The organism is Planctomycetaceae bacterium, assembly GCA_041398825.1.
Classification (GTDB): Bacteria; Planctomycetota; Planctomycetia; order Planctomycetales; family Planctomycetaceae; genus F1-80-MAGs062.
Map to the genome: position 1 here is coordinate 505,051 of JAWKTX010000001.1, position 26,067 is coordinate 531,117.

A 26,067-nucleotide genomic window follows, 5' to 3' on the forward strand; every position below is an offset into this window, starting at 1 on the left:
GGTTTACCATGACTCAAAAGACAGCGCATCCCAGTCGTGAGCAACTGAGCGCCTACAACCTGGGGCAACTGCCGCCCGATAAAGCAAACGCAATTGAAAGCCACATCAACGAGTGTGAGCCGTGTTGCGATACGATCATGAGTCTGTCTACCGACGACACGTTTATTGGCCTGTTAAAAGAAGCCCGGCAGTTGCCAGTAGAACGGACGGTCGATCATCGCTCCGCGATGCCTTCAGTGTCATTTCCGGACGTTCCGGCAGAATTGACTGAGCATCCTCGCTATCAGATTCTCGGTTTAATCGGAAAAGGCGGAATGGGCGATGTCTACAAAGCCTGTCATCGCAAGATGGAACGCACTGTGGCGCTGAAGGTCATCAATCGCGGACTGTTTCGAAAAGCCGAAGTCATTGATCGATTCCATCGTGAAGTCAAGGCAGCCGCACAACTGGCCCATCCAAACATCGTGACCGCTTACGATGCCGATCAGGCTGGCGAATTCCACTTCATGGTCATGGAATACGTTGACGGCGTGGACCTGGCTCGAACCATCAAAGACCGCGGCGCACTTCCAATCGACGAGTCATGCGAGTACATCCGACAGGCGGCAATTGGATTGCAGCACGCCCATGAACGCGGCATGGTGCACCGCGACATCAAGCCTCATAACCTGATGGTCACTCAAGATGGCACGGTCAAGATTCTCGACTTCGGCCTCGCTTCACTCGCCCCCGAAGCAATGTCAGCCCCCGACGCAATGTCAGCCCCCGACGCAATGCCAGCCCCCGCAGCACTGCAAGCCTCTGACGCTGTGGCAGCCCGATCTGACCTGACGGCAGTGGGAGCCATCATAGGGACTCCCGATTTCATCTCACCCGAACAAGCCGAAGACGCTCGCCAGGCCGACATTCGCAGCGACATCTACAGCCTCGGGGCAACTCTGTACTACCTGCTGTCCGGTCGAGTTCCGTTTGTTGATGGCAGCGTCATGCACAAACTGAAGAGTCACGCTCAGGTCGAACCTGCCCCGTTGAGTTCGTTGCGCGACGACGTGCCTGAAGAACTTGTGGCCATCGCGTCCAGAATGATGGCCAAGGATCCCGATGAGCGATATCTCACACCGAAAGAAGTTGCCGAAGCTCTTGAGTCGTTCTTGCGAAGGTGGCAACCAGGTGAGGAGAATTCGCTGCGACAAGGTGCCTCAAATGGTGGAAACGATTCCGGTTCACTCGGGCAAAAGTTCCTGAATGACGAATCGAATCCCAGCTGGCTGCCGATGGTGGCGAAGTTTCTGCTCTACACGTCGCTACTTCCTATCGGGTTTATCGTCGTGAACGAATTCGTTCCCCTGGGAATATTCAGCGGCGAAACGGATTGGTTCTGGTATGGCATGCTCACAACGGTGGTGTTGAGCACTATTGGCGGCATCATATTAGGTATCCATCAAGGGCTATCAGGCATTCGTGATGGTCAGCACGCTCACCAGGTGACGAAGGACCAGACTGCACTGATTGTTATCTGCTTAGCCGTCTCTGCCTTTATTTTCTTAAACCACATGAGCGACGGTAATGGGCACCTCGAGGTAACGCCGCAATCTGACCGTATGACTCTGGGGACACACCCCCTGACAATCGTTGATACTTCCGGAGAGAAACCGCTGGGCGGCACAGCCAGCACCCATCAGGACGATGCCTCTGGAGTCACAACCCATTCCTTCAAAAGTGCCAACGGTCGATACAGGATCACGCTGGTCAACAATGTGCTGACGGTGAACGGCGAAAAATATACGCTCGAGCATCCGACCGACACGATCCGCATCGTGGATGACCGAGTTGAGATTACGCGCGTAATGGCGGGATCGGGGAATGGTCATCCATTTGTTCGCGACCAGGATCAGGTAAGCGGCGCGTTCCCAACGTTGCAAATCATGCGGGTTGAGGAGGAATCGACAAATCTCGGCAATGATGTCAAGAGAACATGGAAGCTGCAGGGCCGCGGTATGGACATGGTCTTCGCCCAGATTCTGCACATTTCGAATGGAGAAAGGCGGACCGCCTATCAAACAAAACTTGAATTGAATGACGACGGTCAAGGTGATCGGCAGGGGCAGCTTGTGCTCAACAGCCAGGATCGCCCGAATGGCCAGGTTGCTTTGTCACTCGATCTCTCATTTGGAAACGATCATGGAGAATCGAAGTCCGAGCCCGTTTCCTTTGCAAAGGGGCTTGGTCTGAGTTCCATATCGTCACAGAGCCTTTGGGATGCTCAGCACATCGGGGAAGATGACATCGCATTCCTTCTAACCCGAGCTCAATATCCCTCTGATGTGAATGCCGGCACCGGTCATCGCATGGACGACTTCGGGGCTATGGAGCGGGCATCCCAGCAGGGAGCTGAATTTCTCGTCGTCATACTGCATTGGGAATCTGCGGGTAATGGGAAATCCAGGTCGCGCGGCGCATCGAATAGCAAGCCTGAACTCAAAATCACCGGCAAGACCTTCAACAAGGGCACGCCAGGGTTCCCAAGTGTGTACGACTGGAACTTCAAGGGTTTTGACGTCGGTCAGCTGACGGTGCGACTACTGCTCGCTCAGAATGGAAAGACCGACGTCGTCCAGGAATTTGATTTCGAAGAACTTCCGGCTGAGTTTGCCAACAAGATTCGCCTGGAGGTAAAAGACGATGCGAGGAGTCCAGAAGGACGTCGTGTGAACGCAGCTCTCTTTGTCGAATCTCCAGTCCCTTCGCGCAGTGCAACTGTCAATGAAGACAAGGTGTTCTCAATCGACGTCGAAGAAACCTTCCGCGACCGAATTGAACAGGAAGATCTGGCGAACATCGCCTCCGGTCAAACAGAACTGATACTGGCCCTGGGATACTGGAAAGGGGAAATCTCTCATGATCGTTCGCTGGAGTCGATGACCGCAGCGACAAAAGACGGCAATACCACCTTCCTGTTCGTTACGGTCGACTGGTCGCCCGCGAGTCCGGAACTCAAACGACTGCAGGGAGACTGGGAAACGGTGTCACTCACCGAAAGCGGAAAAACACTTACCACCGAAGACGGCGCTGGCGGTCTCCTGCTCCAGATCAAGGACAACACGTTTGTCATTGCGGAAAGGCAGCCTGATGGTGAAAAGTCAGAGGTTGACACTGGTCGGATCGAGATTGACAACACAACGACACCCGGGGCGATTGACTTCATTGGTCGCTCCCAGTCAACGATCGGTATCTACGAATTCAGGGGCGGTGTGCTGCGAATTTGCGTGGTCGAACAACACGTGACTGATGCTCCCGACGAGGAACGCATCCCGGAAGCGACGCCAGTGCAGCGGCCCACGGCTTTCGATTCTCCAATTGGCAGCAACTTGCTTCTGATGGAGTTTCGGCGGGCACCAGATAGCACTGTTAAAGTTGTAGCGCAACAACCCGTGGTGTGGAAAGATATGTCGGCCATTCAAGGCACCTGGCAGGTGACTTACTCTGAAGACGGCGGCAGACTCGCTCCGCAGGAGATGCTGAAAGAACTTCGCTTTGTGATTGACGAGCAAAATTTGACCACTGAAATTGGCGGGCGAAAGAGTGTCTCGACCTACAAACTCGATCCGTCGACAAGTCCAAAATCCATCGATATCACAGAGAAAGGTCGCACGAAGCAAGGCATCTACGATCTGGTGGGCGACACGCTACGAATATGCATCGCGGAAAGCGGCGAACAGCGTCCAACAGCCTTCGACTCCCAGCCGAACTCAGTCAATGACATTGTCCTGATACTGAAACGCGTGAAACCTGAGGAGGTTTCTTCTGCGGAAACGGACGATCATCTTCACGCTGGCTCGATGTCACCAAAACTCGCTCGTTTGTTGATCCCGGCGGCGGCTTCTATCGGCAATCAGGACTTCGATGAGCTGTAGAGCAATCCGTCGAGAGACGCGATCCAGAATCAATCCCTGTCTTTGATCCTGATGACGCTGGATGTCCGCGACCAGTCACCCGAAGAAGCAAGTGATTTCCGATTCCTCGTCGAGGGACTTCCAAAGCCGAGCGAGATCACTGCTGCGATGTCCCCAAGCCGCTCGAAAGATTACTTCAGCATCACTCAGCCGGACTACATCACAGAAATCCAAAGGCATACCGTGCGGCGCATACCTTCTTCTCAGAACGATTTTTACCCTCTGCTCGGTCGCGCTGTTTACAACACTACTCGCCAACTCCCTCCGGAATCGAAGAGCTCTGCAGTAATCAAGTCGGTCGTGGTGGTATCAGCAGTACGGCAGAGATTCTGATTCACAGGATTTGAGTGTGTGTTATCGATCGATGTGCCAGTGGACGCATGGGGGAACAGGTTTCCTTTGAATCCCGCTGCTTCCAATGACTCTGAATTCGCCGATGCGTGGCTTGGTTCGCCGTACTTGAACCGCGATCTAATCGGAACAAAATGATACGGCAACCTCGACCGCAGGGTACTTGGCGACTGCCGATCCGATCACGTACGTTGTCAAATGCTTCACTTTATTCTGGGTCAATCGTTGGCACCTGCGAGTCTCCAGAGCTTGAGTGGAGGCTTGAAGTCAGTTGCGATTTACGACTGAGCGCCGGAATAAGCTGGCAAATGACGGAAGCCAGCATACAGAAGCCGCTGGCGATCGCGAATCCCAGGGCAGCTGCAGCGGCCGAAATATTCGGGAATGCAGGATCGTACTCGCCGTATTCTCCGTTAATCGTCGTTGGGCCGCGCGGCAACAGGGAGTCGAAACCAAAATAAGCTGCAACCACGAGACAAACAAGGCCGGTGCAAAAATAGCGATCTGAAAAAATTCCGCGTCGAATGGGAGTGCTCCTGAAATTGTCAGATTAAGATTGCCGTAACGGGCACGAACAAGAGACTTTGATTTCAATTCGTGTGTATATGATCGCTCCGGTTCACAGTGGTGTTATGCCTATTCGCTTGTACGCTCACGTCGCCTGCGTCAGCCGATCTCCGGATTGAATGGGTTGACGAATAATGAGCCCTGCAATAATCAGAATGTTACCGAGGATTTCAGGTGGAACGACGGCAATTGACGGAATTGATGCGGCACTAATACCTTCGGCTAACTCAGATGGTTTCGGTGCTGTTGTGGAACTGGCAATTGAGTCGAATGCCTGGAGCATGCCGACGAGAGTCGCCAGGAAACAAGCGAATGCAACTGCAAGGCACGCAATGCCGGACCGAACCAGCCACCGCGTCGACTTCGTTGGAGGCTTTCGGGAAATAGTGTTGGCTGTTTGGTATGGGTTTTCGGTCATGGTTGCCCGCGGCGTGCAGATGCTGTTACGGAGCAAGGAAGTTGATCGGGGTAGCTTAGTGTTTGTGGCATAACGCGACAGGTAACCGAGTCGGAGCAAGGCGGTTGTTTTTTAACGGCGGGGGGACGAAGGCTCCGGCTACCCACTTGTTATCTGGCTGGTCGCCCGCAATCACTGCGTGACGAGCACCCATGAAACGGCTTTGATTCTACAAAGGCTGAGCGACTCACAGGAAGTGCTGGTTGCGATTCTTTTTCAAGTCCCTGGTTCGTCCGGAAATCTCAACAGACAGATGACGAACCGACGGCAGCAGCTCTCGGTTCGACCGAAGATTGAGCCAATCTGTGCCGGCAGCAGATAGCCGCGATCGCCCGCCGTTTTCACCGGTTGGGGGCCGCAGTCACAAGAAGAATCATCAGGAGAGTCGACTACAGATCTGACGCAGATTTGTCTTTGTGCACCTATTCGCGGGGCCTTCGAATCGGTAGGCCGACAGAACGCTGCTTGAAATACCAGAGGGTTCAGCTCAAGTGGCAGTCGCTTGCCGGTTTAAAGTCAGCACTTCCTGAATGGGATCAGCGACATGTCGTCTGGCCCTTTTTCCACTTTCGTATGCGGCCGGATCTTGAAGACGTCTGAGCGTACCTGGCAGATCAGCTCGGAAGGATTCAGCTGCGACATCCCCGAATTGTTACGAATCCAGTGGCTGTTCGACGACCGGGCTGGTTGGCAGGAATTCGCTCTCGACGCAATCCTGAAAAATGCGCATGATCCGATGCAAAGTCAGCCAGGAAAGGATTCCACTATGAAATCGATCATTGCTTTGTCGATAGTGCTGCCATTTCTTACCGGATGGATTCGGGCAGATGAAATTCCGGGCACATTCTCAGTGGAGGTCCGGTACCTTGTCACGCATGCCGAAGTCATCCGAAATGCAGAGATTTCAGGTTTTGCTACGGTACCTGCCCGTGGAGAAACAGACGCATTTTCTTCGTTGAAGGGAGTTCAGCTTTCGCTGGATGGGCCGGGCGTCTACGTCGGAACAAGTCGCGCGGCTGTGGAATGTCAACCTCCGGTTTCAATCGTTTCTGTCTCGGAGGATCAGGCCCGAAGGTTGATTGTTTCCATCGAGCAGGACGAAAGCAGCGAGTTGTTGTTCTGCCCGAAGATCGTCTTGGATGCCGGACGCACCGGTGAACTTTCTGACGAAATGAAACGTCCTCTGTTTGTGGGTTTCGCGCCTGATGTAAATGGGGTCGATTTGACTCGTTTGAAGCCGATGACGGAGATACTTCGGGACGGAAATCGGGTCGCGGTTCGGGTACAGCCCCTTTCCAGTACCGTCTTTCAGCTGGATTGCGGTCTTCGCATGGCGTCAATCCGAACGGTTCGTGAATCGAGCACAGGTCGTGGGAGTGCGATGATTCAGGTGCCGGAGACTGCGACGGAAGTCCTGGAGTTTTCTGCCAGGATGCGGGACAAGCAACTGATCTTCGCGTGGTGGCCCGAAAGCCAGACGACACCTTCACAACCTGAAAGCCCGCTTGTACGTGCATCGGCGTTTCTGAAAAACAAGCCGGAGCGTGATGCTGTTCATGGTGTCCTGGTTCGCGTTGAACCGCAGAAACTTAGCTCTGATGTCAGCCCTTCTCCCTGAACTTCCGTTTGTTAGATTTAATCAGACCAGTGGCGTCTCAAGTATCCAACTGGACACTGAACGCGGTCATGCCAATTCTGCACTCATACAATTGGCCAGGAAGATGGATTGCCATCAGGGGATTCTCTGCGAGCCGGAGTGCCGCTTGTTCGGACGTTTCCACCCGAGATGATTTCAGTCAGTCGACGTTCACCGGTCTGACCACGCAGATGGTTAGAGATTTGAGGCTCTGATCGACAAATGGGGGCCACACATCGTTCTGAATCGGCCGTCGACTCGACGCAAACGGCTTGGCACATTCTCTGGTTTTTCACCAGACAAGCTGCGGATACACCGGGGCGGCAGTCATTGCATTTGCGGAGAGACAGAGCAGTCGTTGGTGGGGGCTGCAGTCTGCCGAGGTGGGACAATCGCAAACGGCGGTGGCGGCGGGTAGACTGTTGCCGACAAGTCGTGCGAACAGGTGGCAGTTGATCGCCACTCGCACATCCTGAAGCGTACTCCCCGTCAGGTCCAAGAGCCGTGAAAAGAATTCTAATCCGGGTGGCCACCGTATTGGCGCTGGTCGTTGTTTTGCGATGCGAACGGTCATTCGCAGGCGCGCCGAACATCGTATTTATCATAGCAGATGATCTCGGCTGGGCAGACGTTGGGTTTCATGGCGGCAACGCGCCGACACCGCATCTGGATCAGCTGGCCTCGACCGGACTCGAACTGACGCAGCATTACGTCGCCCCGGTTTGCAGCCCGACTCGAGCGGGCCTTTTAACGGGGCGGTGCTGGAGCCGATTCAATGTCACCAATCCTCAAAACGAGCTTGCCCTGCCCTTTGACACAGTAACGCTTCCTCGCGCTCTGAAAAAGGCCGGATATGAAACGTGCCTGACTGGCAAGTGGCATCTGGGGTCTCTGCCGAAATGGGGCCCCAATCATTTCGGATTCGATCACTCCTACGGTTCCCTGGCAGGCGGCGTCAGCCCATGGAATCACTTTTACAAGAAGGGTCCATACGTTACGACATGGCATCGTGATGAAGCCCTGATTGAGGAAGAGGGGCACGTCACCGATCTCATTACGAATGAAGCTGTGCAGTGGATCACATCTCGAACTGATCAGCCATTCTTTCTGTACCTACCGTTTACTGCGGTGCACTTGCCGGTCAAGGAACCGACAGAATGGCTTGCCCGCGTTCCAGCGGAAATTCAGGGCGAGGTGCCGCGACACTACGCCGCCAGCATTATGCATCTGGACGATGCTGTTGGTCAGATTGTCAGGGCGTTAGAAGCCACACACAAACGCGACAACACGCTGGTAGTCTTCACGAGTGACAACGGAGGCAGCTGGGCTCAGAACAACGACCTGAAGTACCCGGACGACCATTGTCCCAACGGCAGGTTGCCGGGCAACAATCTGCCATTGCGCGGCCAAAAGGGAACGCTGTACGAAGGTGGAACCCGCGTACCTACAATTGTGAATTGGCCGGGACAAATCAAAGCCGGGAAGGCAGAATCGCCGGTTCAGATTATCGACTGGATGCCGACGTTCTGCCGTCTGGCGGGTTTTGTACCAACAAGCGACCTGAAATGGGATGGCATCGACCTGACGTCCCTGCTGACGGAGGGGACAGTACCCGTCAGTCGGCCGCTCTACACTGTTGCTCCCGGGTGGCGAGGTCGCTCTGTCCGATTGGGCAACTGGAAACTGATCGAATTGAAAGATGGTGCGAAGGTACGTTATGAGTTGTACAATTTGTCGACGGATCCGCAGGAATCGGACGATCAGAGTCAGGTCGAACTGCAGCATCTGGCGGAATTGCAGTCGACTCTGCAACAGATTTCGAAACGGGATCAGGATGCTGTCGCGAAAAAGTAAACGGTCGAAGCCCGGTCACTTCTCGCACCAGTGATTCCCGGCACCAGTGATTTTGAGCAATAGAGATTTCGTCAGGATGGAGTGATGATTCCTGACCAAATGAATGACAACCCGTCCAACAAATACAGGCCGTGAAGTTCAGGCCAAAGGATGATCAGACAATGGCATTTTCGTTTGCACCGGTCGTTTCGACAAGAACCGCACTCAGTCGCCGTCGTTTGCTCAGGGGCTTCGGAGCCGCTGCTATCGGGCTGCCTTTTCTGGAAGCGATGGTCCCGACGTTTGCTTCGGCTGCTGCGCGAGCTGCAGATGAAACCCGCACGCCGCCGAAGAGGTTCGTTGCAGCTTGTGCGACGCTGGGGTTTCACACACCGTTTCTTTTTCCGGAACAGACGGGCAAGGATTACCAGCTGACTCCCTATCTGGAGAAGCTGAAAGATCACCGGGAACATTTCACCGTACTTTCCGGATTGTCTCATCCCGAACAACAGGGGAACAACGGTCATGCATCTGAAATGACCTGGCTGACGTCAGCACAGCGACCGGGCCTCGCCGGCTTTCGCAATACGATCTCCGTGGATCAAATGATTGCGCAGGAGATTGGCATCAGGACTCGATTTCCATCTTTGGTGCTCTCCACCAGCGGCCGCTCGATGTCATGGACGTCCAGCGGCGTTGAAATTCCGGGGGAGACCAGTCCTTCACGTTTGTTCAAAATGTTGTTTATCGATGGCACAGAAAAGGAAGTGGCGGCAGAGCTTCGGCAGTTACGGCGAGGCCGCAGTATTCTGGACACCGTTCTTGGGGAAGCTCACAAACTGGAGGGGGAGCTTGGTCAAAGGGATCGTGACAAACTGGACGAATATCTGACCAGCGTGCGAGATCTGGAGTTTCGACTGCAGCAGTCCGAGGGGTGGGCAACGAAACCGAAGCCACCAGTGGATACTGCGCAGCCGAAGGATATTTCAGAGAAGAACGATGCCATCGGTCGGCAGAATTTGATGTATGACATGATTGCTCTGGCGCTGCAGACCGATTCGACTCGAACGGTCACGTTTCAGTTGTCCGGCATGAATGCAGTGCCGGTGATCCCTGGCGTGAAGAATGACTGGCACAATTTGTCTCATCATGGCAAAGACCCGGACAAGATCGATGAGCTGAAGATTATTGAAGAAGCGGAATTCGAAGCGTTCAACAGGTTCCTCGGCCGACTGCGATCTGTGGATGAGAATGGGCAGTCACTGCTGCATCACACAGCCGTGTTGTTTGGGTCCAACCTCGGCAACGCCAGTGCTCATGACTGGCATAATGTCCCCATTGTGGTTGCCGGGGGCAGTTTCCGTCATGCCGGTCATGTGGCCGGTGATCCGAAAGACAATACGCCGCTCGCGAACCTGTTGGTATCGATCACGCAGCACATGGGACTGGAAGTGGGTCGGTTTGGCAGCAGCACCGCGGAAAGTGTTTCGGGCTTCGAACTCTCCTGAAGCGGGACGCTTTGGAACGTGGATCCAGGCAGAAATTGCCCGGAACGAGTGGCCGGGCGATTTTCCTGTGAGTTGTAAACTTCAGCTTCCGGCACAGACATTGCATAGATTTCCTCCTGAAACTTTGTATCCCGGCAGCGAGGAAACTGGTGATCAGGATGCGATGCTCGCGAAAGTGAAACGGACTCTTGCGGGTGAAGCCATCCTGCGTGAGCAGGAAATGGAAGGGTTTTCCTGACGTCTCGGCAGGAATATGACGAACGACTGACAGAGTCGTCATGCTTTTCCAGGATTGTCTGTTTTACCGATGAATGCGCTGCAGAACGCGGACTGAAAATTCGATGACGCCGCCCGTTGGGCGTTTGGTCACGCGCTATGGGAAATGCTTTGCGCGAACGGTTGTTGTTCGAGCTAGTGTTTCAGTCAATGCTTTCAATCTTCGGCCAGACAGTGAGAATCGGGTTATGCGTAAAGTTGTTCAGCGGCTTCAGGAATTCAGTATCCCTCTGATTGCAGGGGTCATCATGGCAATGCTGTGGGCCAACGTATCGCCTGACAGCTACCACAATCTTGTGCACACACCTGTCCACAGGATTGGAACGATCTTCGATCATCAGGCGGGCCATGAGCCCGATCATTCGGTCGCAGAGACAGATGGCCCGGGCCTTGACGCGGGGCACGAGTCTGAAGCGGTGAAGACGTCCGATGAAACGTCTGCTGCAGCCCACGGCTGGGATCATTATCTGACTTTGCATTTTCTGATCAACGACATTTTCATGGCGTTGTTCTTCGGAATTGCGGCGAAGGAAATTACGGAAGCATGTCTGCCGAACGGGGCGTTGAATCCTGTCCGCAAGGCGGTCAATCCGCTGTTCGGGACGGTCGGCGGCGTCGTCGGACCGATCGGTGTGTTTCTGCTCCTGAATCTGGCGTTCGGTAAAACCGAGTGGCAGCGCGGCTGGGGGATTCCAACAGCGACCGATATTGCGCTGGCATGGCTGGTGATCAAGTTGTTGTTTGGAGCTCGTCATCCTTCGGTCAGTTTTCTGCTGCTACTGGCCGTCGCTGACGATGCGATTGGTCTGGGCATCATCGCCTTCGGCTACCCCGATCCGGCTCACCCGACGGAATGGATGAATCTGCTCTGGTGTGTGCCAGGCATGGCGCTTGCATTCGGTCTTCGCAAGGCAAAAGTCCACAACTGGGTGCCGTACATTTTTGGTGGTGGCGTTCTGACCTGGTGGGGCCTTTACAGTGCTCATCTGCATCCGGCGCTGGCTCTCGTCTTCATTGTTCCATTTCTGCCCGGACCAAAGAAAGACCTTGGTTTGTTCGTCGATGATGAGAACACCGATCATCATTCACACAGCCCGCTGGAAAACTTCGAACACAGCCTGAAATTGTTTGTGGATCTGGGGCTGTTTTTCTTTGCCCTGGTGAATGCCGGGGTTTCCTTCGGGGAAGTCAGCGGCCTGAGCTGGATCATCATGTTGTCTCTGGTTGCCGGGAAGATGATTGGCATCACGCTGTTTTCTTCGGTCGCTCAGGTGATCGGTTTTCCTCTGCCCGCCGGCATGTCGCATCGACATCTGATCGTTACGAGTTCAGTTGCAGGCCTGGGATTGACCGTTGCCCTGTTTGTTTGCGGGCAGGCGTTCACTGATCCTGCTCTGATGGGTGCGGCAAAGATGGGCGCGGTGTTTTCGGTATTTTCAGCCGTGGTTGCCCTGGTTGCAAAAGTCGGGTTGGGAGTTCGTGGTGACACGAACGACAGTGTGGCTGAATCGGCAGACCCAAAGGCGACACAATTGCTGGAAGAGATTCAGGAACTGGAGAAAGAAGTCAAGGGATCTGCCGGGGATGGAAGCGACTCCGCCGCATCTTTCCCGGCCACCACGGCCCGCTAGAGCCAAATTCGTGTTCTGTTTTCAGACGTGAATTGAAACTGCTGAAGCCCGGTCGATATCGATCGGGCTTATTTTTTCGCTCGAGAGCGGTCACATCGATCAGGATCTTGCCTCACGATGCTGGACGATTGCTTCAGGAATTCGGAAGTTCGGCCCGTAGCGCCGGGTGCGGGAAGCGTGGGGACCGATGGCGGATGAGACCGCTGCGGCCGTGCCTGATTTTTGTGATGACTGTTTAGAAATGCGTTCGGCTGCGCTGGGTTTGGTGAACCGCGGGGTTCGCGGGAAGTGAGTTTGTGTTGTCGCAGTGGGCGAGCCTCTGTATCCCATCCGTTCCAACCCTTCGTTCGGCTCGGGTATTGAAGGTTGAATTCGTTGACATATGAGTAGGTGGGTGTCATCCTTCGAAGGTCCGACCCATCTGCCGGCTGTTTCAGGCTGGGATCCTGTCATCCATTGTCACTCGTTACACGGCACCTTCGCCGGGGTTTTTAATGGCTACCGTTTCACCGCCACCGAAGCGATCTGGTAAGTCGCACGCGACTCACTTGCCGCAGACCAAAGTTACGCGATACGACATTACGACGGCAATGCTGATTGCTTGTCTGGGCATGCTTGTGATGGCCGTGATTACACTGATCGCGATCTGGCTTGCAAACATGATTCCCACGAAGGTCACGCTGGCCCCGATGATGACGCCTGGCGATGGTGGGTATGAAGATGGTGAAGAGAATGCGACTCCGGATGTTGAGTCGCCGGAAGATCCAACCGACGATCCTTCTGTCTCCAATGATCAGTCAAACGTGACCGAGCTTATGGAAATCACAGACCCTGTCATGGAAGCGGCTGATTCGGCTGCTGCACTGGTAGAACCGACGTCGTTCACTGACCCGAACAATTCGGGTAACCCAGGAAGTGCTGAGGGGACTGGAGGACGTCCGCTTGGAAGCGGTGGTCCCGGACGAGGGGGGGCGAAGCGTGAACAGCGTTGGTTTGTGCAGTTCGCTGAAAAAGGAGATCTGAAGAGTTACGCACGCCAGCTGGACTTCTTCAAAATCGAGTTGGGAGCGATGTTCGCGGCACAGCAGAAGCTGTACTACATGTCGAACGTCAGCAGTGATCGTCCGACGATTCGTGAAGTGTCGACCGGCGACAACGAAAAGCGGCTGTTCATGAACTGGGAAGGTGGTGAGCGAAAGAAAGCCGATGAAGAGCTCTTTCAGAAGGCAGGAATCGATGCAACACAGGCTGCCATCCTTCACTTTTATCCCACTGAACTTGAGCAGCAGCTGGCTCAACTGGAGTTGTCGTTTGCCGGACGCCCGGCAGAACAGATTCGTCGGACCTACTTTGAAGTTCAGCGATCCGGAAGCGGTTATGCGTTCAAAGTGACTGATCAGAAATTGAAGTAGTCCGTGTCTGAGGCAGGATCGCTTGTCAGGCATCCTGAGTTGGGAGAATCAATGCTTACAGATTCACTGCCCATTCCCGCACTTCGGGTTCAGGCATCCCTGTCTACGCGGCGGATTGCTCCGCTCCAGCGTCATGATCATGCTGTTGCCGGACTGATGGCCATTGCCCTGTTGTTGATAGCGTCTTTGTGTGCCATGATTGCTGTTTGGGCTGCATCAGGCCCTGCAGAAGGCAATTCGAATGATCGACCGTCAAATCCGGTCGGCCAGGTACTGTTCGAATCCGAATCAGACGGTGCTACGGCATCCATCGAAGGGTTCGAGATCCTGTCTCCGGACGGGCCGATATCGTTTGATGATTCTGTGGTTGCCATTGAATCTGTGTTCGCCGCACCGTCCAGTGAGTGGCTTTTGGTTGACGAAGTGTTTGTTTCGGCTGGTGTGACGGAAAAGCCTGCTGGTGGTGTCGATGGCGTTCAGGGAGGCCTGGGTTCTGCGATTGGCTTTGCGCGATCGAGGGATTCGGCAGCTGCTCAGAGATGGTCGGTTCGATTCCCGGATCTCACTGATATGGATGTCTACGTTCAGCTTCTGGACGATTTCGGTATTGAGCTGGGGGCAAAGACGAAATCCGGTGATCCCGTTTTCATTTCGCACCTGAGCAGCGTGAATCCGAAAGTTCGCCGCACGCCTGATTCAGGGGAAGCGAATCGACTGTGTTTTTCGTGGTCAGGGGATGATCGACGGCAGGCCGATCTGGACCTGTTTGAGAAGTTCGGTCTGGATGTGATCGGTGACACAATCGTTCATTTCTATCCGCCGGAACTGGAGTCGCAGTTAGCCGAATTAGAATTGAGTTTTGCGGGCCGGACTCCGGACGAGATTCGAAGTACGGTCTTTGAAGTTTGTCCTCACGGAAATGGGTTTGTCTTCCGTGTCGTAGATCAGAAATTACGTTAGTATCTGCCCTCGGATTGTTTTTGAGTCAAAAGAATCAGGATCTGAAGTTCTTATGCAGACCAGCTTACTGTCGTTTGATCGGATTGTTCCGCTGGCCAAGATGGATATCGGGCCCATCCTTACGTTCCTGGAGAACTTCATTTGGGTGGGTATGGCCGGTTCAGCTGGTTTTGGCCTTTACTGCGTGATACTGCTGATGCGGCGCGTCGGTCAGAAGCGTTTCCCGAGTGCTGCTGCAGAGCAGGCGTTTCTGGAAGATGTGGGAGATCAGCTGGAACAGGGTAATTTCGAAGGAGTGCAGCAGATTTGTGACACACCGGAACTCTGGGCGCGCGCAGTTCCTCAATTGATCCAGATCGCGGTGTTGAATCGTGACCTGCCGATCAAGAAGGTCCGCCAGTTGATGGGAGAGCGGTTTGAACGTGATGTTCTGGCAAGTATGGAGCAGATGGCATTCTGGGTGGCGACGGTTGTCAAGACTGCTCCGATGCTTGGGCTGCTTGGTACCGTCGTCGGGATGATCAACGCGTTCGGCAAGATTGCGGGAGCGAAGGATTCGGGGATCGAGCCAAGTGCATTGGCGGGAGACATCAGCTTCGCCCTTTTCACCACGGCTGCAGGCCTGGCGATTGCTATTCCTCTGGTGGTCCTGGGAGCCGCTGCATCCGTCCGTATGACAAAGCTGCAGGACACGGTTCAGGAAAGTCTGGGTGTGTTCCTTGACGATCTCGAGGCGGCTCAGGCGCGTCGGTGATTTGTATTCCGACAACCTTTCGTGTCGTTGTTTTCGGGTCTTGTGGCTTTCAGGTTGAGGTGTTGTTGTGTTTGATGACGACAGCGGGTTCAAGAAGAAAAAGAAGGTTGCCGAAGGCGAGCTCGACATCACCCCGATGATCGACGTGACGTTTCTGCTTCTGATTTTCTTCATGGTCACCTCAACGATGCAGGCCACGCCCGATCGTGACATCCCCCCTGCACTTTCCGGGTTGTCAGAGAATCCTTCTGCCATGCTGGAGCTTGTCATCAGCCCGCCGTTGACGGCCGGTGGTGAGCCCGAAATTATGCTGGAAGGCCGGAAAATGAATATCGAAGAGCTGAAAGTGGCGATCGCCCAGGAGGCATCCGTGAAAGAAGCGGAGATCATGGTGATGGCAGAACGAGAAGTTCCGAATGGTATGATTGGTGATGTCGAATCTGCGCTGGCTGAGATTGAGAACGTCACGTATCACTTTGCCGTGCAGGACAGAAAGTAGGCGTATTCGTGAGCGATCTAACGGATAAAACTCTGGGAGAGTTTCATCTGCTGCGTCATCTGGGCAGCGGCGGGATGGCTGACGTTTATCTGGCAGAACAGACATCCCTGCAACGCTACGTTGCCGTCAAGGTGATGAAGCCGAAGATGATGGCTTTGTCGGGGGAAAAGATGGTCGATCGCTTCAAGCAGGAAGCGATGATGGCGGCCGGGTTGAATCATCCCAACATCGTGCAGGTCTACACCATTGGGCAGGAAGAGGATCTGCATTACATCGCTCAGGAACTTGTGCAGGGAAAGACTCTGGCTGCCATACTTCAGTCCAAGGGTCGTCCGGATCTGTCCTCTGCTTTTCATGTCATGCGCCAGGTGACATCCGCTTTGAAAGCAGCGGGGCAGGCAGGCATCGTTCATCGCGATATCAAGCCGGAAAATATTCTGGTGACCAAAAAGGGAGAAGTGAAAGTTGCTGACTTCGGTCTTGCGCAACTGCACGATCCGGACGAGGAAGGTAAGCCCGTTCGTGAGGGCACCACGATGGGGACGCCGCTGTACATGAGTCCCGAACAAGTTGGCGGTAAGGAGCTGGATCCGCGGTCTGACGTTTATTCGCTGGGAGTGACTTTTTATGAGTTGCTGTCAGGCCAGACCCCGTTTTCAGGCAAGACTCCTATGGAGATTGCCGTTCAGCATCTGAACACGGCCCCTCCTCCGCTGAAGGAGAAGGTGGCCTCACTGCCGGACATTCTTTGCCGCATGGTGCATCGGATGATGGCCAAGAGACGCTCACTGCGATATCAGTCAGCGGGTGAAGTGCTGGAAGATTTAAAGAAGTTGATTACAGCTCACAAACAGGGACGTTCGCTGGATCTGGTTAAACTGCCTCGGTTGGATGAACTGGATCGTCTGGCGGATGAAGAAAAGGCTCGTTCTGGTGCTCCGGTTGCCCGGGCTGCCGATACCTTTGAAATCAGGGGCAAGGGTTCGTCAGCCGCGACGAAAGCGATCTCAGCAACTCCGATTGTTGAAGCTGTGGAGGTGGTCGCTGAAGAGAACCCTGTTCGCCGATTGCCGTCGTGGGACGATGAGGAAGACGAATACCAGCCGCGAAAGGCGACCACAGAGTTTGAAGAAATGGATCTCACTCCCATGGTGGATGTGACGTTCCTGTTGCTGATTTTCTTCATGATTACAGCATCTTTCAGCATGCAGAAATGTTTTGATGTTCCCCCCGCCAAGAATCAGGAAGGTGCGTCCGTAAACCCAACGATTGAGCCGCCGACAACAGGAGCGGTCAAGGTGGAGGTGTATCCTGACAATGTGATGTATGTGGAAGGCAAGAAGGCGACCAACTACGAAGAAGTGCTGGCTCTGCTTGAGCAGGAAAAAGGGAATGCGGCCGGCGTGACCGACCTCGAACTGGTTCTCGACCCGGAATCCATTCATGAAATGCGGATTATTGTAATTGATGCCGCGACTCAGGCCGGATTTCAGAGAATCAACAACAAGATGCAGCCTTTGTAGGGCTGAGTTGAATTTTACGAACGTGAGTTTTTGAGCAGCGAAGCTCCGGGTTTCAGACTCGTGCAGCTTTCGTGGAACCGGATGGAAGCAGCAAGTGGCAGCGGAAGAATACGACGACGACGAACTCTATGATGACGACGTCGAAGCAGTAGAAGAGCAGGAAGTCCGGGAGCAGCGCGAGAAAGGTCGCAAGCACCTGGCACGCGGTCGGATGGCTCAGCTTGGCGACCGCATCGCGGGCGGCGCTGCGCGACCTGGTGAGCAGGAAGTAACCCGGTCTCCGTTCGTCCTGATATTAACCGGGGGCGTCCTTGGTCTCGGGTTGCTCGCTGGGATTTTTTACTACATCATCGGTCGCGAAGACGAAGCGAGAACGCTCAAAGAGGCAATGACGGCTTACGATCAGCAGAAGTATGCCGAAGCAGAACAGCTTCTGTTGAATTTCATGAAGGTCTATCCGGAGAGCCCTTCGTCCGACAAAGTGCGATTGACACTGCATAAGTCCCGGGTCGAAAAGTACATCATGACGACCACACCGGACGTTCCGAAAGGGTTCGAAGAATTCGAAAACCTGATTCGGATCGGGAAGGACCTGACCGGTTTTGATGAAGAACGCGATAACCTGAAGCGATATGCCGATCGCCTGGCATTTGCTGGCGCTCGCGTTGGTGAAATCCTGCAGAAGCAGGAACCTCTGGACATCAGTATTAAGTCGCTTCAGAAGCTTCAGCAGTTTTACGGTGAACAGGGAGTCCCCAAGGATCGTGAAGAGGAATTGATTCGCCGTCAGCGAATCGCCGAAGCCGCAATTGCAAAACGCGGCAGTTACGACACCGCCGTTGCACAGATCAAGGAATTCCTTGAGGCTGGCCGGACGGTGGACGCTCTGGCTTCCCGCGAAGCGCTGATCCGTCAGTATCCGGTGTTGAGTGATGATGCCGATGTCGCGAAGTTGCTGACAGAGATTCTGACGCGTGAGCAGGACCTGGTCGTGCAGACGAGTGTCGGGACGCCAGCCTCAACTTCAGATGACGGCCCGGTCGCCCGTTCCCTTTCGCTGACTCTGACCTCTGAAACGGATAGTGTGTCACAGAAACGCAGCGTGTTCGGACTGGGCATCGACAGCGTCTTTGCTCTGGACTCTGAAACCGGTCGGCCAAACTGGAAACGCGTGATCGGAGAGAATCCGGCGTTTTCACCTGTTCCGGTGAAAGGCAGTGAAGATGGTCTGCTTCTTCACAGTCCGCGGACAAATGAGATCGCGATGTTGCGGCAAGCCGACGGTAGTCTGCTGTGGCGGCAATCGATCGAAGGACGCCCGGTAGGACAGCCTCTTATCCATGAGCAGCAGATTTATCTGACAACCGACCGAGGTGAGCTTTGGCAGTTCCCCGTTTCGGATGGTCGAGCCTCTGTGCGATTGACGTTTACTCAACCCGTTGTCGGTCCCCCCGCCCTGACCCGCGATGGGCGTTCCCTGCTGATTCCAGGGAACCAGATGATGGTGTACACCCTGGGTTTGAACCCGCTCAAATGCACTGCAGTTTCCTACATTAATTACTCTCCCGGGGCGGTGCAGGTTCCCATTGTTCCGGCAGGTGACGTCTACGTTTTGTGCGACAATAACACTGCAGACAAGTGTCGAATTCGTGTGCTCAGTCTCGAGGAATCCACAGGGCGGCTCAGTGTTCGACACAGTGAAGTTGTTGATGGTGTCGTGCGTGATCCCTGCCTGCTTCGCGGCCGCGACTTGTTTGTTCCATCATCACCACAACGTGTGACGGCCTTTCGCATCACGGATGATCCTGAACAGACTCCTCTGTCTCGTATCGGTGCGAACCAGCTTGAGGGCGGTACTCAGACCCGGATGTTTCTTCTCGCAGGGTCGGGCGGCCAACTTTGGCTTGCCGGTCGTGACCTGCGAAAGTTTCAGACACGAACAAATGCATTGCTGCTGGATTCCGGAACCACGGCCGAAGGCATCCATCTGCAGCCAATTCAGTTTCTGGATGAAGGCGTATTTTTAAATAGTCGCCGCGAGACCCTTTCATCTGTGGAGTTCACGCGCGCGGACCCGGAGAGCATGGTCGGGATCTGGAGAACAGTGACCGGTTCCAATGTCATTGCCGTTGGTGAATCCGCGACAGGTGAATCACTTCTGGCATTGACGGATTATGGTCACATGTATCGGATGACTCCGGACAGTGTTGCTCAGGGTGGCTTTGCCACGGAAACGGTCAGTGAATTTCGGCTTCCGGACAAGCTTGCCTCGGCCATCGATGGTCTTCGCCTGCAGGACGGACGATTGGCAGCCTGGGCTGGTGACGATGAACCGGCGGTCTGGACATTCAGTCCTACAGGGCAATTCGAAAGGAAATGGCCGCTCGCGGCAGCGCCGGAAACGAATGGAGTTACGATCAGCGCGGGACTGGTGCTTGGATTGCCGGGGCGAATTCACCTCACGGCAAATTCCTCCGGGGCTTCAGAAGATTATCGATCTGCTCAGAATGGCGGAGAACAATCCGGCTGGAAAAGCCTGACGGCAGTGTCAGACACCCAGGTGCTGGCAGTCGATGCGCAGAATCAATTGATCCGCGTGGAGTATCGTGACAATCCTCGACCGCATTTGGCTGAAATCAGTGTGACTAAAACCGTGCATTCGATTGATGTGGCTCCGGCCGTTGGCAATGGATTGCTGTTTGTCGCATCAGCGGAAGGCAAGCTGGTGATGATGCAGGCTTCATCACTGGAAGTGCTCGCGGAAGTTGACCTTGGCGCTGTCCCTGCTCAGTCTGCCTTCGTGAGTGGTGATCGCGTCTTCATCAATCTGGCCAACCGCGAGCTGCGAACATTTGCGATTGACAACGGGCTGCAGCAATGTGGCTCGACAGACTTGGAAGGCAGTGGTCTGGCGGGTACGCCAAACCGCCTCTCGTCGGGAGAGCTGTTACTGGCTCGAACAGACGGGACGCTGGTTCGATTGACAGCAGACGGTTTGCCTTCCGGAGAGGCTGTTCGACTTGGTCAGCGGCTGAAGCGTGGACCTGTCCTGCTGAATGGACGGTATTTTGCAGTTGCCATTGATGGAAGTTTCTACCAGCTTCCAGCAGAAATGACAAAGTGATGTTGCCCGGCAAACAAACAATCTTCGAACCGTTCAAGAGTCTGGTCCGATACGGAACGGCCGTTCTTCTGCTTCTGCTGTTCCTGCCCGTCGCTGCTGCGCAGGAAGGTCAGCCGGATCGAACCACGCTGCCAAAGCTGGAAGACATGCAGCTGCCTTCCGCGGATGAGTTGATTCAGGCAGATCTAAAGAACAAGGAATTCGACTGGATCGTTCTCAGCCGTGATGGCACTGTTGTCGTCGCTAATCCTGTGTTTCCACGCCCCGATACGCTTCAGCGGCGCGTTGAAGAACGGAAACAGCTGGAGGCGCAGCGCCCTCAGAATGCGGCCGAAAGGGAACAACGGAGTAAGCGGCTGGATGAATTGAAATACCTGATTGTGACTCTTCCCGACGACCCAGTGGCGGAATACCAGATTCCTCTCATTCAGGTTGGACAAGTCATCCTGTTTGAAGAGTTGATGTTGCGTCGAGTCGACAAGCTGCTCGAAGAAGGCCGGATTCGAAAAGCCTACGACATGCTGCTGGCAGTTGATCAGGAGATGCCCAACTGGTCAGAGACAAAGCCTCGTTTCGAGCAACTGCTTCTGACCGAATCGGCACTCAAGGCAAAGGATGGAGATATCTACGCGGCTCTAGCATTGCTGGATGAACTGGCCGCCAGAAATCTTCAACACCCTGAACTGCAGCCACGATTCGGGGAAATCGTCAGTCCAATGATCAAACAGGCGGTGGATGAATCCAACTTCAATAAGGCCCGGTTCCTTATTGGCCGCATTGAGCGACATTTCCCCGAACATGCGGAAGCCAGAAGCTGGCGAAAGAAGATTCTGGATCTGTCACTTGCGAAGCTTCAGGAAGCTGTCGCACTTGCTGATCAGGGAAAGAACGCCGAGGCTTCTGCGCTGGCCCGCGAAGCGGAAGCCATATCTCCAACCACGGGCAATGCCCGCGCCACCTACAGTCGGTTGATTGCGAGACACCAAACGTTAAGAGTTGCGGTTGATTCGTTCGGAAATCAGTCGTTCAATTTCCCCGGACCTCTGGAAGCGGATGCACGCCATCGTGAGCTGACCGCCGTCCCTTTGTTCGAACCGACGGCTGCTGACGAGATTACGTATTTCCGGTCAAGCTTCTTTGAAAAGTGGGATCCCTCCGATCTTGGTCGGGAGGTGGTCATGACACTTCGCAGTACGCGGCCTCACTGGCAATCGCAGCCGATCCTGACGGCAAATCAGATTGCGGATGCTCTGGGAGAACGTTTGAATCCGAATGGTCCACTCTACGACAAGCGACTCGCTTCGTTCGTGAGCGAATTCTCGGTTCGTTCGCCAACCGAACTGCGTTTAAAGTTTAGTCGAGTACCACTGAACGTGGAATCACTTCTCAGGTTTCCAGTCACCGTCAGCAGGAGCACCGAAGACACCGGCGTCTCTTCTCCGACTCTGGATGATGGCTCGCAACTGCTTTCAACCCGATTTGTTCAGGTGTCCGGAGATGAGAACACGCGAGTCTATCGTCGCTCGGTTCAGGAGCCGGACGGGCTGGATAATTCGCAGTATCACATAGCAGAAATCATCGAACGCCGATTTGCTGATCGGCATCAGATGGTTCAGGCATTACTTCGCGGTGAGATTGATTTTCTGCCGTCGGTACTGCCTTGGGAAATTGATGCCTTTCGCGCGGCTCCGTCTCTGGTAACTGTTCGGAAGTCTATTCCGGTTTCGCATGTGATCACATTGAACCCGATGTCCGAGAACATCCCGAACGCGCAGCTTCGTCGAGCCTTGTCGCTGGCAATCGATCGAACGTCCATCCTCAGGAATGTGGTTCTTAAGGATCCGGAAATGCGGCATGGACGAACAAGTAGTTCTGCCTGGCGAAAAAATAGTTACGCGACAAATCCGTCTGAAGATGTACCGCGCTATGACCTTCGACTGGCCTTTGCGCTTCGCTTTGCATCAGAAAGCCAGCTTAAACTTGCAGAAATTGAGGTCCTGGAGAATGCAGCAAGAGCCCGGGCGAAGGAAGCTGGTCAGGAGTTCGATTCCAAACAATTCCGCAGTGAGGTGAAGGTGGATTACATTCGACTGCCGCCGCTGCGTATGGTGGTCGAACCCAATGATGGTGCTGTTGCTGCGGCGGAACGAATCCTGGTCTACTGGAAAAAAATCGGTCTGGACGTGAAGCTGATTGTCGGGAACGAACATGGAGATCCATTGCCGGACACGGAATGGGATCTGATGTACCGCCGCGCTCGAATGGAAGAACCGTTACTGGATCTCTGGCCACTCATAACCAATGACACAAGCTTCGACATTCGCCGCCTTGATCCGTTCCCGGACTGGATGCGGCAGGAAGTCATTAACCTTGATTATGCAAGCAGCTTTCTGGAAGCACAGAATCGGCTGTTCACGATTCACCGTCACATTGCCGCTCAGGCATTCATCATTCCGCTCTGGGAAATTGATGAATACATGGTGTTTCAGAAATCCGTCTCGGGCTTTTCAGAGAATCCCGTGTCTACGTATCAGAATGCTGAGCACTGGACGGTGCGACCATGATGTTAAATTCTGTCTGTCGTTTCATGCCGCTGCAGTTCGTGTTGCTGCTGATGTTCTCTGCTGGTGCCGTTTCGATGGCTCAGGAAAAAGATGTCACAGAAGCGAATGTGCCATCTGAAGCAGCAGCCGGGGGGGAAGAAGTCGAAAAGACGGAACCGCCTCCTCCACCGCCGATACCCTTACAACCTTATGTTGTGCGCGTTGAAATTGGTTCTCCGCTCTTCGGAACGCTCTCTCAGGCTGATTCACTTCGGCTCCGGGACGCTGTGGATGAGGCCGTCGTACGGATGTACGGTTCGATGTGGGTTCGTGACGTTGTCGTTTCTGACTGGCTGCAACCAGGGCAGGAAGTTCAGTTGCGCGAACTTACAAACGAAGCAATGCACGAACGCTACGGTTCAACAGAACTCGAAAAAGTAATGCTGGTGATTGTGGAGCCATCCAGAGGTGGTTTCCAGATTGGCTGCAGAGAATACGATGTGCGTGTGCAGGAACTCACGCCAACCCGCACGACATTTACCCAGGACTGGAGGGCCGTTGCAGATCAGTCCGCTCGATTGATTCGTGATTCCTTTCGTCCAGTAAGTTTCCTGTCCGCGCCAGTGAGAGGATCTGACGAGCTGGAGTTCTTCCTGCAGGCCGGGCAATTGATTCCCCCCGATTCCTCGGCGGCACAGGTGGTCGTTGGCGATGTCCTTCGCCCTTTCCTGCGTCATATGGAACGCAGAAATCCAAAGCAACTGCGTTATTTGCAGAAGCTTGATTTGACGTATGTGCGCGTCACAGAGGTGAATCGTGAGTTGACTGCAACCGGTTTGTCTGCGGATGACCAGGACGTTTCGATTGAAGGCGTGACACCTGATCCAAACCCCCATTTTGTGGACCACGGTCGAATTAAGGGAGTCTTGATTTCGCACGGATTCGCGCCCTTCGGCGGCCGAGGCCGCGGGATACAGCAAATTGCTTTGCGGCAGCGACCGATGGCCGATTCAAGTGAAGTGCAGCTTGTTCTGCGGATGCGAGAGGACAGGCCGTTGATTTGCCATCGTGTGGACAAAGTTGCAAAGCTTCGGTATCGCGATGAGTCTGACCTGCCATCCGTACGGTTGGTCAGCGATCGAGAGGGGCGAATTCGTATTCCGGTCGATCCGGAACATCCAACTTTCTGGCTTTATGTTTACAGCGGCAGTCTTTTGCTGGCTCGCGTCCCCTACGCTCCCGGACTGCTGGATCACGATGTTGTCATGCTGCCCGATGATTCAATTCGCCTGGGTGTCGAAGGAGAACTGTATCTCTTCAGGGACGAACTGGTGGATATCGTCGCCCAGCAGGCTGTCCTGCGAGGTTCGGCGCGGCAGGCGGCTAAATCCGGAGATAAGGCCCGTCTCGAAGAGCTCATACAGCAGTTGGAGGCACTTCCGGGAAAGAAAGAGTTCGAATTCAAGTTGAACGCAATTCACCGACCGGCAGTGGATCGAGCGAACGAGCTTCGTAATCGAAGTGCGGTGCGCAACGTGGACAGACTCTGCGGTGCTATGAGTTCGTCTCTGGATCGATTCTTTGCATCAGAAAAGCAAGTTGAACAAATGAAGGAGCTGGATCAGCTTCGAAGACTTGCAGAACAAAATGCATCTCAAGCCGCTCAGTAGCAATCATTCTTGTTGAGTATCGCCGAGCCTGATACAAGCCGTCGATTCATCATCGCTCGGAGGCTGGCATGTGTTCGGCATCGATGATTTGACCATGTTGAGCTCGTTCAATGCACGATGTCGTTCGAAATGAAGTGTTTCAATCCTGTCGTTCTGTCATCATCAAGATTGGGACGAATGTACTGACAACAGATGACGACCGCCTGGATCGCGATCGAATCTGCAGTATCGCGGCACAGATCGATCGAATTATCAAGACAGGACGTAAGGTCGTTCTGGTATCCAGCGGTGCCGTGGGGGCGGGGATCGGAATCCTTGGCCTCAATCGACGCCCGGATTCATTGCCGGAATTGCAGGCCGCAGCTGCGATTGGTCAGCCACACCTGATGCGGACCTGGGACGACGCACTTGCGGAGACGGGGCATCGAACTGCCCAGGTACTGTTGACCGTCAATGATTTTCGCAATCGTCAGCGTTACCTGAACGTCCGCAACACAATTCGAACGCTGTTTGAATTTGATGTGATTCCCATTGTGAACGAAAACGATACGGTCAGCATTCGTGAAATTGCGGTGGGTGACAATGATCAGCTTGCGTCCATGCTGGCAACTTTGCTGCCGAACCCACTGCTGATCATCCTGTCGGGCATTGATGGATTGTACGACGGCCCTCCGTCGCATCCGGATAGCCAGGTCGTTCCACTGGTTTCCAGGCCAGACGAATCGTTACTGTCGATGGTTGCGGCGGAACAGAGTTCTCGCGGCCGTGGCGGAATGGGTTCCAAGCTGAAGGCGATTCTTTCTGCTACCAGCATGGGAGAATCTGTCGTGCTCGCCAGTGGAAAGCAGCCCCATGTCCTGGACGCTGTCAGAGAAGGTACTGCAACCGGGACGCTGTTTCTGGCGTCCGGCAATGCCATGCCTGCATGGAAACGATGGATTGGATTTACCGCGACACCAGCTGCCTGTATTGTCGTGGATGACGGTGCGTGCCGAGCTGTTCGGGACAATGGTCGCTCGTTGCTGGCCGTCGGTGTTGTGGAAGTGCGCGGGGATTTTGAGCCGGGCGAAGTCGTTGGTCTGATTTCGCCGCGGGGTGTCGAATTTGCCCGGGGTCTGGTCAACTATTCGTCCGAGGAGCTTTCTCAGATCCTTGGATGTCGCTCGGAACGGATTGCTGCCAACCTTGGGCATGTGCCGTTTGGAGAGGTTGTTCACCGTGACAATCTGGCCCTGACCGGCAAGTAGCCCGCAGAACCCCTATATTCTGAACGGTCGGTTTCCCTCTCCCCGCTGAAGTCGCAACATGTTGAAGATTTGCCATGCATGTCTCTCATTAGCGACGCAGACTTGGTTGCGTTTGCATTACCG

Annotated in this window: 17 protein-coding genes; all 17 read left to right on the forward strand. The window is 54.4% G+C overall.

The genetic code is table 11. From position 1 onward, the window contains the following. Window positions 1-8 precede the first annotated feature (8 nt). Window positions 9-3,914, forward strand: a complete 3,906-nt coding sequence (locus tag R3C20_01810; protein ID MEZ6039211.1) for a TIGR03067 domain-containing protein — start codon at window positions 9-11, stop codon at window positions 3,912-3,914. 51 nt (window positions 3,915-3,965) lie between these two features. Then, entirely contained in the window at window positions 3,966-4,286 is a 321-nt protein-coding gene (locus tag R3C20_01815; GenBank protein ID MEZ6039212.1) for a hypothetical protein, read from the forward strand. A 719-nt stretch (window positions 4,287-5,005) separates the two neighbouring features. After that, complete coding sequence (locus R3C20_01820; GenBank protein ID MEZ6039213.1) at window positions 5,006-5,362, forward strand: hypothetical protein; 357 nt, start codon at window positions 5,006-5,008, stop codon at window positions 5,360-5,362. A gap of 732 nt (window positions 5,363-6,094) precedes the next feature. Next, window positions 6,095-6,946, forward strand: coding sequence for a hypothetical protein (locus R3C20_01825; protein MEZ6039214.1), 852 nt, complete (start codon window positions 6,095-6,097; stop codon window positions 6,944-6,946). 522 nt (window positions 6,947-7,468) lie between these two features. Further along, window positions 7,469-8,818, forward strand: coding sequence for a sulfatase-like hydrolase/transferase (locus R3C20_01830; GenBank protein ID MEZ6039215.1), 1,350 nt, complete (start codon window positions 7,469-7,471; stop codon window positions 8,816-8,818). Window positions 8,819-8,979: 161 nt separating this feature from the next. After that, window positions 8,980-10,305: a DUF1552 domain-containing protein gene (locus R3C20_01835; GenBank protein MEZ6039216.1), complete on the forward strand. Its 1,326-nt coding sequence runs from the start codon at window positions 8,980-8,982 to the stop codon at window positions 10,303-10,305. A 67-nt stretch (window positions 10,306-10,372) separates the two neighbouring features. Then, window positions 10,373-10,543, forward strand: a complete 171-nt coding sequence (locus R3C20_01840) for a hypothetical protein (GenBank protein ID MEZ6039217.1) — start codon at window positions 10,373-10,375, stop codon at window positions 10,541-10,543. Between the two features lie 226 nt (window positions 10,544-10,769). Continuing rightward, window positions 10,770-12,212, forward strand: a complete 1,443-nt coding sequence (locus tag R3C20_01845; GenBank protein ID MEZ6039218.1) for a Na+/H+ antiporter NhaA — start codon at window positions 10,770-10,772, stop codon at window positions 12,210-12,212. A gap of 494 nt (window positions 12,213-12,706) precedes the next feature. Next, the gene (locus tag R3C20_01850; GenBank protein ID MEZ6039219.1) at window positions 12,707-13,624 is read left to right on the forward strand and encodes a hypothetical protein; all 918 of its coding nucleotides are present in this window, start codon (window positions 12,707-12,709) and stop codon (window positions 13,622-13,624) included. A 51-nt stretch (window positions 13,625-13,675) separates the two neighbouring features. Continuing rightward, window positions 13,676-14,584, forward strand: coding sequence for a hypothetical protein (locus R3C20_01855; GenBank protein ID MEZ6039220.1), 909 nt, complete (start codon window positions 13,676-13,678; stop codon window positions 14,582-14,584). A gap of 52 nt (window positions 14,585-14,636) precedes the next feature. Next, on the forward strand, window positions 14,637-15,338 hold the full coding sequence (locus R3C20_01860) for a MotA/TolQ/ExbB proton channel family protein (GenBank protein ID MEZ6039221.1): 702 nt from the start codon (window positions 14,637-14,639) through the stop codon (window positions 15,336-15,338). Window positions 15,339-15,405: 67 nt separating this feature from the next. Then, complete coding sequence (locus tag R3C20_01865; GenBank protein ID MEZ6039222.1) at window positions 15,406-15,837, forward strand: biopolymer transporter ExbD; 432 nt, start codon at window positions 15,406-15,408, stop codon at window positions 15,835-15,837. 8 nt (window positions 15,838-15,845) lie between these two features. Continuing rightward, on the forward strand, window positions 15,846-17,360 hold the full coding sequence (locus R3C20_01870) for a protein kinase (GenBank protein MEZ6039223.1): 1,515 nt from the start codon (window positions 15,846-15,848) through the stop codon (window positions 17,358-17,360). A gap of 94 nt (window positions 17,361-17,454) precedes the next feature. Continuing rightward, window positions 17,455-20,484 (forward strand): PQQ-binding-like beta-propeller repeat protein, encoded by a 3,030-nt coding sequence (locus tag R3C20_01875; protein ID MEZ6039224.1) that lies wholly within the window; start codon window positions 17,455-17,457, stop codon window positions 20,482-20,484. Then, complete coding sequence (locus tag R3C20_01880) at window positions 20,484-23,048, forward strand: ABC transporter substrate-binding protein (GenBank protein MEZ6039225.1); 2,565 nt, start codon at window positions 20,484-20,486, stop codon at window positions 23,046-23,048. Before R3C20_01875 ends, R3C20_01880 begins: the two co-directional genes overlap by 1 nt. Then, entirely contained in the window at window positions 23,045-24,697 is a 1,653-nt protein-coding gene (locus R3C20_01885; protein ID MEZ6039226.1) for a hypothetical protein, read from the forward strand. Before R3C20_01880 ends, R3C20_01885 begins: the two co-directional genes overlap by 4 nt. A gap of 110 nt (window positions 24,698-24,807) precedes the next feature. After that, window positions 24,808-25,944, forward strand: coding sequence for a glutamate 5-kinase (proB, locus tag R3C20_01890; GenBank protein MEZ6039227.1), 1,137 nt, complete (start codon window positions 24,808-24,810; stop codon window positions 25,942-25,944). The last annotated feature ends 123 nt before the right edge of the window (window positions 25,945-26,067 follow it).